The sequence below is a fragment of the Mesorhizobium sp. B4-1-4 genome (genome assembly GCF_006439395.2).
Classification (GTDB): Bacteria; Pseudomonadota; Alphaproteobacteria; order Rhizobiales; family Rhizobiaceae; genus Mesorhizobium.
Map to the genome: position 1 here is coordinate 1216469 of NZ_CP083950.1, position 13728 is coordinate 1230196.

General features: G+C 63.4%; 11 protein-coding genes. 7 read left to right on the top strand and 4 right to left on the bottom strand.

Going from position 1 to position 13728, the window contains the following annotated elements; translation table 11 throughout:
- The first annotated feature begins 94 nt into the window (after positions 1–94).
- Positions 95–685, top strand: coding sequence for a hypothetical protein (locus FJW03_RS05750; protein WP_140762986.1), 591 nt, complete (start codon positions 95–97; stop codon positions 683–685).
- A gap of 38 nt (positions 686–723) precedes the next feature.
- On the opposite strand, the gene FJW03_RS05755 is transcribed toward FJW03_RS05750, so the two are convergent.
- Positions 724–1650, bottom strand: coding sequence for a LysR family transcriptional regulator (locus FJW03_RS05755; protein ID WP_140613505.1), 927 nt, complete (start codon positions 1648–1650; stop codon positions 724–726).
- A gap of 90 nt (positions 1651–1740) precedes the next feature.
- Here FJW03_RS05755 and FJW03_RS05760 point away from each other — a divergent pair, with 90 nt between their 5' ends.
- Positions 1741–2634, top strand: coding sequence for a DMT family transporter (locus tag FJW03_RS05760; protein ID WP_140762983.1), 894 nt, complete (start codon positions 1741–1743; stop codon positions 2632–2634).
- Positions 2635–2758: 124 nt separating this feature from the next.
- On the opposite strand, the gene mutL is transcribed toward FJW03_RS05760, so the two are convergent.
- Both mutL and FJW03_RS05770 read right to left on the bottom strand, forming a co-directional pair.
- Positions 2759–4648, bottom strand: a complete 1890-nt coding sequence (mutL, locus tag FJW03_RS05765) for a DNA mismatch repair endonuclease MutL (RefSeq protein WP_140763068.1) — start codon at positions 4646–4648, stop codon at positions 2759–2761.
- A 60-nt stretch (positions 4649–4708) separates the two neighbouring features.
- The gene (locus FJW03_RS05770; protein ID WP_319022906.1) at positions 4709–5659 is read right to left on the bottom strand and encodes a GlxA family transcriptional regulator; all 951 of its coding nucleotides are present in this window, start codon (positions 5657–5659) and stop codon (positions 4709–4711) included.
- A gap of 125 nt (positions 5660–5784) precedes the next feature.
- Here FJW03_RS05770 and FJW03_RS05775 point away from each other — a divergent pair, with 125 nt between their 5' ends.
- Positions 5785–6093, top strand: a complete 309-nt coding sequence (locus tag FJW03_RS05775; RefSeq protein ID WP_140762977.1) for a putative quinol monooxygenase — start codon at positions 5785–5787, stop codon at positions 6091–6093.
- A gap of 111 nt (positions 6094–6204) precedes the next feature.
- Here FJW03_RS05775 and FJW03_RS05780 read toward each other — a convergent pair whose 3' ends face one another.
- The gene (locus FJW03_RS05780) at positions 6205–7107 is read right to left on the bottom strand and encodes a LysR substrate-binding domain-containing protein (RefSeq protein ID WP_140613242.1); all 903 of its coding nucleotides are present in this window, start codon (positions 7105–7107) and stop codon (positions 6205–6207) included.
- A gap of 92 nt (positions 7108–7199) precedes the next feature.
- Here FJW03_RS05780 and FJW03_RS05785 point away from each other — a divergent pair, with 92 nt between their 5' ends.
- From FJW03_RS05785 to FJW03_RS05800, 4 genes are all read left to right on the top strand, one after another.
- A complete protein-coding gene (locus FJW03_RS05785; protein WP_140762974.1) occupies positions 7200–8750 on the top strand; it encodes a trimethylamine methyltransferase family protein in 1551 nt (516 codons plus the stop codon).
- A 44-nt stretch (positions 8751–8794) separates the two neighbouring features.
- Entirely contained in the window at positions 8795–10444 is a 1650-nt protein-coding gene (locus FJW03_RS05790; RefSeq protein WP_140762971.1) for an ABC transporter substrate-binding protein, read from the top strand.
- A gap of 127 nt (positions 10445–10571) precedes the next feature.
- Positions 10572–12554, top strand: coding sequence for an FAD-dependent oxidoreductase (locus FJW03_RS05795; protein ID WP_140762968.1), 1983 nt, complete (start codon positions 10572–10574; stop codon positions 12552–12554).
- A 51-nt stretch (positions 12555–12605) separates the two neighbouring features.
- Positions 12606–13715 carry a mandelate racemase/muconate lactonizing enzyme family protein gene (locus tag FJW03_RS05800; protein WP_140762965.1) on the top strand — a complete coding sequence of 370 codons (1110 nt, stop codon included), beginning with the start codon at positions 12606–12608 and terminating at the stop codon, positions 13713–13715.
- Positions 13716–13728 lie beyond the last annotated feature (13 nt).

Here is a 13728-nt window from a genome sequence, read left to right on the forward strand (position 1 = left end):
TCGCCACAAATCGCCGTCCAGGTCAAGCATCCGACAAGCCTCGGACAATGCTGATCCGTTACGAGATGCTGGAAAAGCGCTTTTGTGGGGCACGATGGATATTTCTACCGCCCGCCTGGCTTCCCTGCTCAAGGAGGCAATGACGCCGCCACCCGTGCCTTTGGCGAAGGCCGATCCGGTCAGGACGGCATTGGTCCGGGAATTGGTCCAGCCTCCGGTGGCCTCCCTGTTCGCGCAGCGGACGGCACCGGCGCTGTTGGCGATGCCCGCGGCGCCGGCGGCCGCCAAGTCGCAGCAGATTGCTTCGGCTGGCATCGTCGAAGCCTATATGGCGCAACTCGACGCGAGGGACGAAGCGGCGCTGACAACGGTCGTGGCAAGGAAAGCGGCGCCTGAAGCCGAGTCGCAGCAGCGAGGCTTCTCGCCGTCTTCGGCAACGGCCAACGACAACACTCCGGCCCGAGCTGTAAGCTTGTCACTGCTGTCGTTTATCCCGCCGCAGAGTCCCGTCCCGCGCAACGCCGCCGCCCTGGATACATCGGCAAGCCGGCGACAGCCTGCCAATCAATCCTATGGAGCGGCGCCGAACCCTGACCGGCTGCTGGTGAAGATTGGCTTTGTTTCGATAATGGCCGCTTTGCTGGGAACCGTGATCGTCGGGTTCATCCTGCTGCTGCTTCGCTGAACCGCGAATCGGCGGGTGCTCGGGAAAGGCGGCCAAGCCTATCGCTCCGCCTCGATGAACGCTTCGATCTTTTCTGGCGCCAGTCCGGCCTGCTGCGCGATGCGGCGGGCAAGGTCCGCCGCTGCGGTACGTGGCCGCCCGATCGGCCGGTCGAGCCAGTAGGACACCGGATTGAGCGCGGTGCGCTCGTCGACCGCGGTGATGCGACCCGACATCAGCTGATGCCCGCTCAGCGGCGGACGCGCCAGCGCGATGCCGAGCCCATAGGCGGCGGCGTCGAGCACAAGATTATAGTCCTCGAAACGTCGGTCCTGCGGGCGCGGCCGATAGTCCATCCCTTGCGCGGCGAACCAGGCGCGCCAGCCGGAGGCGTCGGAATCATTGATCAGCGGAAATCCGAGCAGCCGGGCGGGGTCGCCGCTGCCAATCTCTCGTGCCAGCTCGGGCGAGGCGACGGGGAAGACATGCTCCTCGAAAAGTTCTACCGAGACGCGGCCTGGGATGCCGCCGCGGCCGCAGCGGATCGACAGGTCGATGCCTTCATCGGCAAGATCGGCCTGGCGGACGTCTACATCGAGAACGATGCGCAGCCTGGTGGGATTGTTTTCCAGTGCCGCCATGCGCGGCATCAGCCACAGCCCGCTGACCGAGGGGATCGAGGTCAGCCGCACCACCGCCGTTCCGCGCGGCTCGGTCCAGCGGTCCGAATGGCTCGATATCAGGGCGAAGGCTTCCGATGTCCGCAGATGCAGCCGGTTGCCTTCGATCGTCAGCGTCACGCCGCGCGCGCCGCGATCGAACACTTTCAGCCCCAGCCAGCCCTCGAGCTTGGCGATCTGCCGGCTGACGGCGCCATGGGTGATGTTGAGCCTTTCGGCGGCTGCCGAAAAACTGCCGGTCCGCGCCGCCGCATCGAAGGCACGCAGCGTTTCGAGCGGCACCATCGCCTCTGAGCTGTGATCCATGCTCACAGGTGATCCTCGATTTGGTCGTTTGTCAACAAGCGAGAAAAGGCGTTTTGTGGCTTTCAGAATGGAAGAGCAGGGGATCGTGAGATGAGTGCGACGACAGGCACGTTGAATTCGACACAGCGGATGGACAGCACCGCAGCCATCGCCGTTGTGCTGACCGTGGTCGGCTGGGCATCCGCCTTTCCGGCTATCCGTACCGGCCTTGCGTCCTTCCAGCCGCTGGAGCTTGGCGCGCTGCGCTTTGCCATAGCCGCCGTGCCTGCGGCGATCTTCCTTGCCGTCAAGCGCCCGGCGCTGCCCCGAATGGGCGAGTTGTGGCGCTTCGGCTTTGGTGGCGCCGTCTTCGTGGCGCTCTATACGGCGATGCTCAATTTCGGCGAACTGACCGTCTCCGCGGGTGCGGCCGGCTTCATCATCAATGTCAGCCCGATCTTCACCGCGATCATGGCGATGGCGCTCCTGGGTGAGCGTTTCTCCGGCATGGCATGGGTCGGCACGGCCATTTCCTTCGCCGGCATTGGCATCATTGCCGTGGCCGACGGCCATGGCCTGCACTTCAACGTCGGCGCGCTGCTGGTACTCGGCTCCGCGCTCTGCTCGTCCGTCAACACCATCGTCCAGAAGCCGCTTTTTGCGCGCCATCATCCGCTGACCATCTCGGCCTCCAACATGGTGCTCGGCGCGCTCTGCCTGTCGCCCTTCCTACCCACGGCTCTTTCGCAGGCGAGGGTCGCCAACACGGCCGGGCTGGGCGCCGTCATCTTCCTTGGCATCGTGCCAAGCCTGATTGCCTACGCGGCCTGGGCGACGGCCCTGTCGCGTCTGCCGGCGGCGCGTGCTTCGAATTTTCTCTACCTTGTCTCGCCGATGTCCGCCCTGATCGGCTTCTTCTGGCTGGGCGAAGTGCCGACGCTGCTCGGCATCCTCGGCGCCGCGCTGGCGCTCGGCGGCGTCATCGTGGTAAATTTGAAGAGGTAAGACAAAGAGTTGGAGCCGTTTGCGGACTCAAGATCGCAAGCCGCCACGATCACTGGTTGATGCAGACACCCGCCAGCCGGATGGCTATGCTGAGCCGGCAGCCGTCGGCCGCCGCTGGGCAAAATCACCGCCGCCCGAACAGCCTCTCGATATCGGCCAGCTTGAGCTCGATATAGGTCGGACGGCCATGGTTACAGGTGCCGGAACCCGGCGTCGCCTCCATCTGGCGCAGCAGCGCGTTCATTTCCTCGGCCTTGAGCAGCCGGCCGGAGCGCACCGAGCCGTGGCAGGCCATGGTCGCGGCTATTCTGTCCAGCCGTTCCTTGAGCGTGTCGACCGTGTCGTTGTCGGCGATCTCGTCGGCGAGATCCCGCACCAGTTGCTGGACGTTGGTTTCGCCCAGCATCGACGGCGTCTCACGTACGGCAACGGCGCCCGGGCCGAAGCGCTCGATGCCGAAGCCGAAGCGGGCGAGCGTTTCGGAGTGCATGGCCAGCCGCTCGGCGTCCTCCTCCGGCAGGTCGATGATCTCCGGCAGAAGCAGGATCTGCGAGGGCACCGGCCGCGAGTGCAGGGCATTCTTCAGCGCTTCATAGACCAGTCGCTCGTGTGCGGCGTGCTGGTCGACGATGACGAGTGAATCCCTTGTCTGGGCAACGATGTAGTTTTCATGCACCTGGGCTCGTGCCGCACCGAGCACCGTGCCAAGCAGCGTCTCTGTCGCTTCACTCTGCCCTGCGCGTGTATCGGCGCTTGCAAGTGTGCCGGTATCGAACGCCGCCTGGTCGGGTTCACCAAAGCCGCCGTGCCTTGCGCTGGCGCGTTCAAAGCCCGAGCCTTCGAGTTGCATGTCGAGCGGCCGCAGCGGCGAGCGCGAAGGGTCGAAGCCGGCCGGACCGGAGGCTCGGTAAGCCGCTTCGTAGCTGCAATGGCCGTTGGCCGGGCCGCCGTGATCATAGGATGCGGCACCTGGCCGGAACGCCGCCATCATGCCCGCGGCACCGGTGGTGGCTGAGCGGATACCCGCCTCGGCCAGGGCCTGGCGGATGGCGCCGACGATCAGCCCGCGCACCAGGCCCGGATCCCGGAAGCGCACATCGGCCTTGGCCGGGTGCACATTGACGTCGACAATGGCCGGATCGAGCGACAGAAACAGCACCGTCACCGCGTGGCGGTCGCGCGGCAGGACATCGGCGAAGGCGCCGCGGATGGCACCGGCAATCAGCTTGTCACGCACCGGCCTGCCGTTGACATAGGCATATTGCTGCAGCGCGTTGGCGCGGGTGAAGGACGGGATCGAGACATGGCCGGTCAGATGCACGCCTTCGCGCATCGCATCGATGGCAATGGAATTGTCGGGAAAGTCAGCTCCCATCACCTGGGCGACGCGGCGCAGGCTGCCTTCCGGACTGTCGTCGGCCACTGGCAATTCCAGCGTCGAGCGGTCGGAACCGGCCAGCGTGAACCGAACGGCGGGGAAGGCGATGGCGATGCGCTTGACCACGTCGCTGGTTGCCGAACTTTCGGCACGCTCGCCCTTCATGAACTTGAGCCTTGCCGGCGTCGCGAAAAACAGGTCGCGCACCTCGACCGTCGTGCCGCGATTGGCGGCCGCCGGCCTGATGGGCAGGACGCGGCCGCCCTCGATGCCGATTTCCGCGGCGCTGTCGCCGAAAGCCGTGCGCGACCGGATCGACAGCCGCGACACTGAGCCGATCGATGGCAGCGCTTCGCCGCGAAAGCCGAGCGAGCGGATGTCATGAATGTCCTCGGCGAGCTTGGAGGTGCAGTGACGCGCGATCGCCAATGAAAGCTCTTGTTCGGGGATGCCGGAGCCGTCATCGGTGACGCGGATCAGGCTCAGCCCGCCGCCGGCGGTGACGACCTCGACGCGTGATGCGCCGGCATCGAGCGCATTCTCGACCAGCTCTTTGACCACGCTCGCCGGACGCTCGATGACTTCGCCGGCGGCGATCTGGTTGATCATTGTTTCGGAAAGCTGGCGGATAGGCATGCGGCGATTATAGGCGGATTCGGCACCCATGCGAGAGGGCAGAATCTTGCGGACGATGGATCAGTTCGTGGCGCGGATTTCGCGCACGCCTTTGTGCAGCCGTCGCCGGAGCAGATTGCGCAGCGTTACCCCGTCGCCGTAGCCGACCTTGGCAGCAATATGGTCGACGCTGTCGGACGTCGTCTTCAAGAGATGCACCGCTTGCTCGACACGGAGATCCTGGAAATAGGACAGCGGTGTCTTGCCGAGCACCTCGTTGACGCGCCGCGACAGCGTACGCTTGCTGGCGCCAAGGGCTGCGGCTGCGTCATCGAGACTGAAGCCACCCGCAAGATGCTCGCGCGCCCAGCGCTCGAAGCGCTCGACCAGCGGGTTCGAATGGGCGAGGTGGTCTGAGATGGCATAGGCTGATTGCAACGGCCGGCTGTCGACGATCAGGTATTTCGCCGTCAGCGCCGCCAGTTCCGGGCTCGTCTGCCGGACCACCATCAGAGCGAGGTCGATATGGCCAAGTGCTGCCCCGGCGGTGACGAACTGCCCGTCATTGACCAGCATGCGCGCCGCGTCGAGCCGCACTTGCGGGTAGCGCTGCCGGAACATCGGTGCCAGCCACCATGTCGTGGTTGATGGCCGCCGGTCGAGCAGGCCGGTCTCCGCCAGCACAAAGGTGCCGATACAGGCCGCACCAATGCGAGCGCCGGTTTCGGCAGCACCGCGCAAGGCTGCTACCGCGTCCGCGATATCTGGCCTGAGCAGCGCTAGCCCGAGCGGCTCAGGCATCTTCTGGCCGAGTGCTGGAATGAGCAGCCAGTCCGGCGCCGGCTCAGAGCCGATCCTGGTCACCGGCACTTGCAGGCCTTGACCGGTAAACACCGTGTCCCTGACGCCGACAATGGTCGTGCTGAGGTGGGCGGGCGGCGTCGGCAACAGCCCGGCCAATTCGTTGGCGGTGCCGAAAACGTCGAGCACCGTAGCGAGACCAGTATCAAAGGCACCATCGAGAACAAGCACGGAAATATTCATGGCAAGAATGATATCAAAGAAGTCATTTTTGCCAATACGGTTTTCGCGGCATTCCTGCGACGCTGCTGTCGACGGCCAGCTCGGCCGCACGAAACAGCAACTGGAGAAGTCAGATGATCAAGCTCGCTTTGTTCGCACGTTTTGAGGCCAAGCCCGGCAAGGAGAAGGACGTCGCCGCATTCCTGAGCGCGGGATTGCAGATGGCCAACCAGGAAGCCAAGACGCCGATCTGGTTTGCCTTGCAGCTCTCGCCAACGGTTTTTGGCGTCTTCGATGCCTTCCATGACGAGACTGGGCGGCAGGCGCATCTCACCGGCGAGATCGCCAAGGCGCTGATGGCCAATGCCGAAGCGCTGTTCGTCGGTCCGCCGACCATTGATAAAATTGACGTCCTTGGCCTGAAGAATGACGGTTCTGTCTGAACTGCTAAGGCATGTCGCCCAACAGTGGCCCGGGCTTTTGGGCGACATGCACCAAAAAACAAAGAGTTCAAGCACCGCAATCCGGTTGCCAGGTTGCAGCATTAGGCCGCCTCACGCCTGCGCCAACAGCCAATCCCTTACCTTGCGCGCATTGTCGCTGAGCTCGCGGTTCTTCGGCCAGATGACGTAGAACGCCGTGCCCGTCTTCATCACGTGGTCCGTCACCGGCACCAGCAGCCCGGTCGACAGCAGCCGCTCGACAAGGTGGCGCCAGCCGAGCGCGATGCCTTGTCCTTCCATGACGGCCTGGATCACGATCGCGTAATCATTGATGCGCAAGCCACGCTCGGCATTACGCAGGCTGGCTCCGGCCGACTGGAACCATTCGTCCCAGTTCGGGGCCTCGCGATAGGGCTCCTCCAGATGGATAAGGCGATGTGTCGCCAACTGCTCCACAGTCTCAGGCCTGCCGAATTTGGCGAGGTAGCTGGGGCCCGCGACCGGAAAAATCTCTTCGTCGGAGAGCGATAGCGAATGATAGTCCGGCCAGTCGCGTGGCACGCCTCCACGCACGGCGAGCGGAATGCCTTCGGCGATGATGTCGAGATCGCGGTCGCCGGTCTGGATGCGAAGGTCGATCCCCGGCAATTCGTCGCGAAACCGCTGCAGGCGCGGCATCATCCAGAACGAACCGAAGGCCGTCGAGGCGGCAAGCGTCACATGGCCGCCAGTCGCCTGCAGGCGCAGGTCCTCCGCCGACTTGCGGATGTGGGAAAGGCCAAGCGAGACATCGGCATGAAAGCGCTCGCCTGCCTCGGTCAGGCTGACCTGGCGATGGCGGCGCTGGAAGAGCTGGGCGCCAAGCTGTTCCTCCAGGCCGCGCACGGCATAGGAAACGGCAGCCTGGGTCATGCCGAGCTCGCGCCCGGCGGCGGTGAAACTCGACAACCGGCCCGCAGCCTCGAAGACGATCAGGCTGCCGGCGGAGGGCAAGAGGTGGCGCAGGCTTCGCATAAGCGCAGCTTATACAAGAGATCAGGATTTTCCAGCGTCACAGCCCCTTTTTGTCTGATTAGGCTGGCGGCCAAAAGAGGAATGGAGTTGCCATGGACGCGCCGGCTGCTGAATTGACCGAATCGACACACCGCCGTGGCGGCGGCCGTCTCGGGCGCAAGGCGCTCCGCAGCGCGCCGATTGCCTCTTTTCCGACCCTGGTGCGGCAGATTCCCGTCTACCAAATGGTCCCGGACGAGGCGGTGGAGCTGATCCACGAAGCGTCGCTCTCCATCCTCGAAGAGGTGGGATGCGAATTCCGCGACGACGAGGCGATCGCAATGTGGAAGGCGGCCGGAGCGGACGTTTCCGAGACGCGCGTCCGCATCGACCGCGCCCTCCTGATGGAACTCGTTTCGAAGGTGCCGTCGGAGTTCACGCTCAATGCGCGCAATCCGGAGCGCACGGTGCGCGTCGGCGGCAACAACTCGATCTTCGTGCCGATGTACGGCGCGCCCTATGTGCGGGACCTCGACAACGTCAGGCGCTACGGCACGCTGGCCGACCTTAACAACTTCCACAAGCTCGCCTACATGGCGCCGGCGCTGCACTCTTCGAGCTCGATCATCTGCGAGCCGATGGAAATTCCGGTGCCGAAGCGCCACCTTCATATCATCCATTCGGCGCTGAAGCACTCCGACAAGCCTTTCATGGGCATCGTGACGTCAAAGGATCGCGCCGAAGACACGATGGCGATGGCCGGCATCGTGTTCGGCGAGGACTTTGTCCGCGATAACCCGGTGCTGGTATCGATCACAAACTGCAACTCGCCGCTGGTGTGGGACGCCACCATGCTGGACGCCATGAAGGTCTATGCACGTCACAACCAGCCGCTGATTCTCGCGCCCTTCGCCCTTTGCGGCGCCTCGACCTCGGCTTCCGCCGTCGGCGCGGTGGCGCAGGTCAATGCGGAAGCACTGGCCGGTGTCGCCTTCACCCAGTTGCTGCGTCCGGGTTCGCCGCAGATCTATGGGCAGTTCATGGTGACGGTGGACATGAAGACCGGCGCTCCGATGGGCGGCACGCCGGAGGCGGCGCAGATGATGTATCTGATGGGAGCCCTGGCACGGAAGTACCGGCTGCCGTGGCGCACGTCCGGCTTCCATGTCGGGTCGAAGCTGAACGATGCCCAGGCGGGCTACGAGGCGAACATGCTCATGCATGCCGCCATCCTTGCCGGCGCCAACTACATCTGGCACTCGGCCGGATGGCTCGAGGCTGGTCTCGCCTGCGGCTATTCGAAATTCGCCACAGACTGCGAGCAACTCGTCGGCTGGTACAAATATGCCGGCGGGCTGTCTTTCGACGACTTCAAGGACGCGATGGCGGCGATCCGCGAGGTGGGGCCGCAGGGTCATTTCCTCGGCACCCAGCACACGCTTGACCATTTCGAGCGGGCTTTCTTCATGCCCAGCATCATGGACTTCAATTCGTACGAACAATGGAATGCCGAAGGGGCAAAAGACCACGATGCACGCGGCCGTGAGAAAGCGCGCAACATGCTGGCCGACTACGAGGAGCCGAAGCTCGATGAGGGTATCGCCGAGGGTCTCGCAGACTTGATCGCGCGGCGCGAGGAGAAACTGCCGGACAGCGTTAGTTGACGGAACGGGCGAAAGACCCGACGGAACCAATGGGAGAAGAAAAAATGACACTCTACAGAAGCAATGGTGATCGCGTTCCAGCCGCTATCGAGGCGATGGCTGAAGAGACGCGCGCGGGTCGTATGGACCGGCGCGAGTTCCTGGCGCTGGCGAGCGCCTTCGGCGCATCGACGGCCGTGGCCTACGGGATGATCGGCCTTGCGGCGCCCCGGCAGGCTCTGGCCGAGGAACCGAAGAACGGCGGAACGCTGCATGTCTCGATGTCGGTGAAGGCGCAGAAGGATCCCCGCACTTACGACTGGGTGGAAATGGCAAACATCACCCGCAGCTGGCTGGAACCGCTTGTCCGCTATACCAGACAATTCACCTTCGAACCGGTCCTGCTCGAAAGCTGGGACATCAATGACGACGCCACCGAATACACGCTGCATCTGCGCAAGGGCATCACCTGGAACAATGGCGATACCTTCAACGCCGATGACGTGGTCTTCAACCTGACGCGCTGGTGCGAGAAGGGTGCTGCCGGTAATTCCATGGCCGCACGCGTCGGCGCGCTGATCGATGCCAAAACCGGCAAGGCCAGGGACGGCGCCATCACCAAGGTCGACGACAACACCGTCAAGCTGAAGCTCAGCGAACCCGACATCGCGATCATTCCAAACTTCACCGACTATCCGGCGCTTGTGGTCCACCGCAATTTCGATGCCGACGGGGCCGATCCGATCAAGAAGCCGATCGGCACTGGACCTTTTGAGCTGGTGTCCTACGCGGTTGGCACGAAGGCGGTCGTCAAGCGCCGCGAGAATGGCAAGTGGTGGGGCGGCGAGGCGCCGCTCGACGGTGTCGAATTCATCGACTACGGCACCGACTTTAACGCTTCGGTGAACGCCTTCGACTCCGGCGAGATCGACCTCAATTTCGAGACGCCCTCCGATTTCATCGACATCCTCGACAAGATGGGGCTGGTGAAATCGGAGGTCGCGACGGCGACCACGCTGGTTGCCCGGACCAACATCACGCACAAGCCGTATGACGACCAAAAGGTGCGCAACGCGCTGCAGATGGCCGTCGACAACAATGCCGTGCTCGAGCTCGGCTATAACGGGCGAGGCACGGTCGGTGAGAACCACCATGTCAGCCCGATCCACCCGGAATACTATCCGCTGCCCAAGAAGACCCGCGACGCCGCCGGCGCCAAGAAGCTGATGGCCGAAGCCGGGCAGGCTGATTTCGAGCATGAACTGATCACCGTTGAGGACGACTGGCAAAAGGCCACGGGCGACGCGATCGCCGGCCAATTGCGTGAGGCCGGCATCAAGGTGAAGCGCACGGTGCTGCCCGGCTCGACCTTCTGGAACGACTGGACGAAATACCCGTACTCGATGACGATCTGGTACATGCGTCCGCTCGGCGTCCAGGTGCTGGCGCTCGGCTATCGCACCGGTGAGGCCTGGAATGAGACGGCCTACTCCAACCCTGAGTTCGATGCCAAGCTCAAGCAGGCGCTCTCGGTGATCGATGTCGCCAAGCGCAAAGAGGTGATGAAGGATGTCGAGCAGATCCTGCAGGATTCCGGCGTCATCATTCAGCCCTTCTGGCAGAAGCTCTACAGCCACATGAACAAGAAAGTGAAGAACTACGGCGTTCACCAGACCTTCGAGATGGATCTCCAGAACGTCTGGCTGGACGCGTAATTCCCGAGGCTTGGCCACAAGCTGTGCCGGCACCCTCCAAGGTGCCGGCGTTTCCCGTCTGGAGCATCGCGCGCGAGCGTCGGCACCAGGGGAAGTGTGCGGTCGCGCGTTGCAGGAGAGTGAGCGTATGTCTGAGGGGGTCTTCAAGCGTCTGTTCGAGCCGGCAAAATTGCGTGGCAAAACGCTGCGCAATCGGATCGTGTTTGGAGCGCATACCGCCAATATGGCCGAAGAGGGGCTGCCGACAGAACGCCATGTCGGCTACTACGCCGAACGCGCGATCGGCGGAGCCGGTATGATCGTGGTCGAGCCGATGCCTGTACATCAGGCCGCGGTGCTGACGCGCGGCAACTTTCGCCCCTCCGACGACAGCGTCGTTCCGCATTTTCGCAAAGTGACGGATGCAATCCGCGGCAATGGCGCCATCGCTATCCAGCAGCTCTACCACGTCGGTCAACACGCGGATGCCGACAACTCGTTCCATGCAGGCTGGTCGCCTTCCGGCTTACCGAGCTATCACGACTCCGACGGTTCGCATCGGATGTCCGAGCGCCAGATCGAAGAAACGATCGACGGTTTCGTACAGGCTGCGCGCCGCTGCCGCGACGCCGGCTTCGACGGCGTCGAGGTCTGGGCCGCGTACCATTCGATGCTGGACCAGTTCTGGACGCCCTGGTCGAACCGCCGGGACGACCGATGGGGCGGCAGCCTCCAAAATCGGACCCGGATGAGCCGCGAGGTGATGACGCGCATTCGCAAGGAATGCGGCGAAGACTTCATCGTCGGTCTTGCTATCAATGACGAACCGGAAGTCGAAGTGGCGCTGAAGCGCGAGGCATTGGCCGAGATAATCGACCTCCACGACCGTGACACCTTGATGGATTATGTTACCTGCGGGACGGGTTCCTACTTCGATTTCTACAGGATCATGCCGACCTTCCTATATCCGGAAAAGCTCGGCGCTGATCTTGCAGCGGTGCTCAAATCGACCGTGAGCCATGCGTTGATCACCGCCGAGAGCCACATCCGTACTCCTGAGAACGCCGAGAGCGTGCTGAGTGAAGGCCGCGCTGACCTTGTCTCCATCGTGCGCGGGCAGATCGCCGATCCGCATCTTGCTGCAAAAGCTGCCGCCGGACGGCACGAGGACATCCGCGGGTGCCTGTCCTGCAACCAGATGTGCTGGGGTCGACGCAGCCGCGACTATTGGATCAGCTGCGTGATCAATCCCTCGGCCGGGCGAGAGTGGGAATGGGGCGGCGACCGCTTCACCGCAGCCGTTCGGCCGAAACGCGTGTTTGTTGTCGGCGGCGGCCCGGCCGGCCTCGAAGCGGCGCGTGTGGCAGCCGAGCGCGGTCACCGGGTCACGCTGGCCGAGGCATCGGATCGCCTGGGCGGCCAATTCCGGCTTGCCGGCCTGCAGCCGCGCCGGGCGCAGATCCTGGACCTCATCGACTGGTACCAGCGTCAGCTCAGCCAGCTTCAGGTGGACGTGCGGTACGGTCAGTATGTCGAAGCCGAGGATATCGAACGCGAAGGCGCGGATCACGTCATTGTCGCGACCGGCTCCATGCCTCAGGACGGCGCTTTTCAGCGGGCATTGCCGCAGTGGGACGGGATTCCGGGTGGCGGCTCGGTCCTTTCTGCCGAAGCTGTGATGGCCAGAGAAGCAAGACCGGGGAAAAATGTGGTTGTCCTGGACGATGGCGGCAACTGGAAAGGGTGTGGCACCGCCTGGAAACTCGCCGAGGATGGGCACAATGTGACGATCGTGACCCCTGACGCCTTGGTCGGTAAGGAACTCCAGCGAATGGCCGCGGATGCGCCGCTGCGTCGGGCACTCGCCGGGCTGAAGGTCAAGTTTGTGACCGAGAGCGCCATCGTGCACTGGGATGGCAGGGTGGCGAGGGTCGCTTCGCTGCTCGACGGGACCGAGCATGAGGTCGAGGCCGACGCATTGGTCTTCGCCGCCACCAGCATGGCGCAGGACGGCCTGTCCGTCGAGCTCGAAAAGCGCGGAATTGCGCACACCTCTATCGGCGATTGTACCGCTTCCAGACAGGCCGCATTTGCCATCCATGACGGGCGCAAGGTGGCGCTTGGTCTTTGACGATCGCGAAAGGCGCCAGACCAGGCAAGAATGAACGGGGCTAATGTCTGAATGCGTATCCAGTCAATCAAAGTCTATCAGGTGCTTCTGCCCGTCAAAGGCGGTGCCTACCGGATGGCCAGCGATACCGTGCAGAATTTGGACAGCACGCTGGTTGAAGTGACCACCGAGGACGGACTATCGGGCTGGGGCGAGACTTGCCCGATCGGCCCCGTTTATCAGCCGCAACACGCTCTGGGCGCGAGAGCGGCAATTGCCGAAATGGCGCCTGGCCTCGTGGGCGAGGACACAGCGTCCATGCGCCGCCTCGCCAAAAGAATGGACGAGCGGCTGAACGGGCATAACTATGCCAAGGCGGCCCTGGATATAGCTCTCCTCGACCTCGCCGGCCAACGGTTGGGCGTTCCGGTTTCAACACTTCTAGGCGGTGCTCTCACCGATCGTGTGCCGTCTTACTATTCGACAATTGTCGGTGCTCCCGACGAGACCGCGCGTATTGCCCTCGACAAGGTCAAGGCCGGCTACCCACGGCTGCAGATCAAGATCAGCGGGCGGGATCTCGAACAGGACGTCGCCACGGTGCACAAAGTATGGGAGGCGGTCGGCTTCAAGGCACGGATCGCCGTCGACGCCAATCGTGGCCTGACCGCTGCCGCGGCGCTGCACATCGATCGGCTTTGCCAGGCAATTCCATTCGTGTTCGAACAGCCTTGCAATACCATGGAGGAAGTCGCTGGTCTCAAAGGACGCGTTACCCATCCGATCTATCTCGATGAGAACACCGAGGATTTGAATGCCGTGCTGCGGGCGGTTAGTTCAGGCATCGCGGATGGTTTCGGACTGAAAGTCACGCGCCTTGGCGGTCTCACCAAGATGGTCACGGTTCGCGACCTCTGTGCGATTCGATCGCTTCCGCACAGCTGCGACGACGCCTGGGGCGGGGATATCATCGCTGCGGCATGCGTGCATCTTGCCGCTACCGTCGAGCCGAGACGTTTCGAGGGAGCCTGGATCGCGCAGGAGTACATCGAAGGACATACCGATCCCGTAAACCCGATCGTGATCGAGAACGGGCATATACGCGTCCCGCAGATGCCAGGGCTCGGTGTCAAGCCTGAGCGCTCCCAACTCAACGCGCCGATCGCGACTTTCGGAGACTGAAGATCGAATGATG

Bases quoted from the DNA above. Each gene is read 5' to 3' on its own strand.
- FJW03_RS05750 (WP_140762986.1), top strand. From the start codon at position 95: ATGGATATTTCTACCGCCCGCCTGGCTTCCCTGCTCAAGGAGGCAATG.
- FJW03_RS05755 (WP_140613505.1), bottom strand. From the start codon at position 1,650: ATGGATCACAGCTCAGAGGCGATGGTGCCGCTCGAAACGCTGCGTGCC.
- FJW03_RS05760 (WP_140762983.1), top strand. From the start codon at position 1,741: ATGAGTGCGACGACAGGCACGTTGAATTCGACACAGCGGATGGACAGC.
- mutL (WP_140763068.1), bottom strand. From the start codon at position 4,648: ATGCCTATCCGCCAGCTTTCCGAAACAATGATCAACCAGATCGCCGCC.
- FJW03_RS05775 (WP_140762977.1), top strand. From the start codon at position 5,785: ATGATCAAGCTCGCTTTGTTCGCACGTTTTGAGGCCAAGCCCGGCAAG.
- FJW03_RS05780 (WP_140613242.1), bottom strand. From the start codon at position 7,107: ATGCGAAGCCTGCGCCACCTCTTGCCCTCCGCCGGCAGCCTGATCGTC.
- FJW03_RS05785 (WP_140762974.1), top strand. From the start codon at position 7,200: ATGGACGCGCCGGCTGCTGAATTGACCGAATCGACACACCGCCGTGGC.
- FJW03_RS05790 (WP_140762971.1), top strand. From the start codon at position 8,795: ATGACACTCTACAGAAGCAATGGTGATCGCGTTCCAGCCGCTATCGAG.
- FJW03_RS05795 (WP_140762968.1), top strand. From the start codon at position 10,572: ATGTCTGAGGGGGTCTTCAAGCGTCTGTTCGAGCCGGCAAAATTGCGT.
- FJW03_RS05800 (WP_140762965.1), top strand. From the start codon at position 12,606: ATGCGTATCCAGTCAATCAAAGTCTATCAGGTGCTTCTGCCCGTCAAA.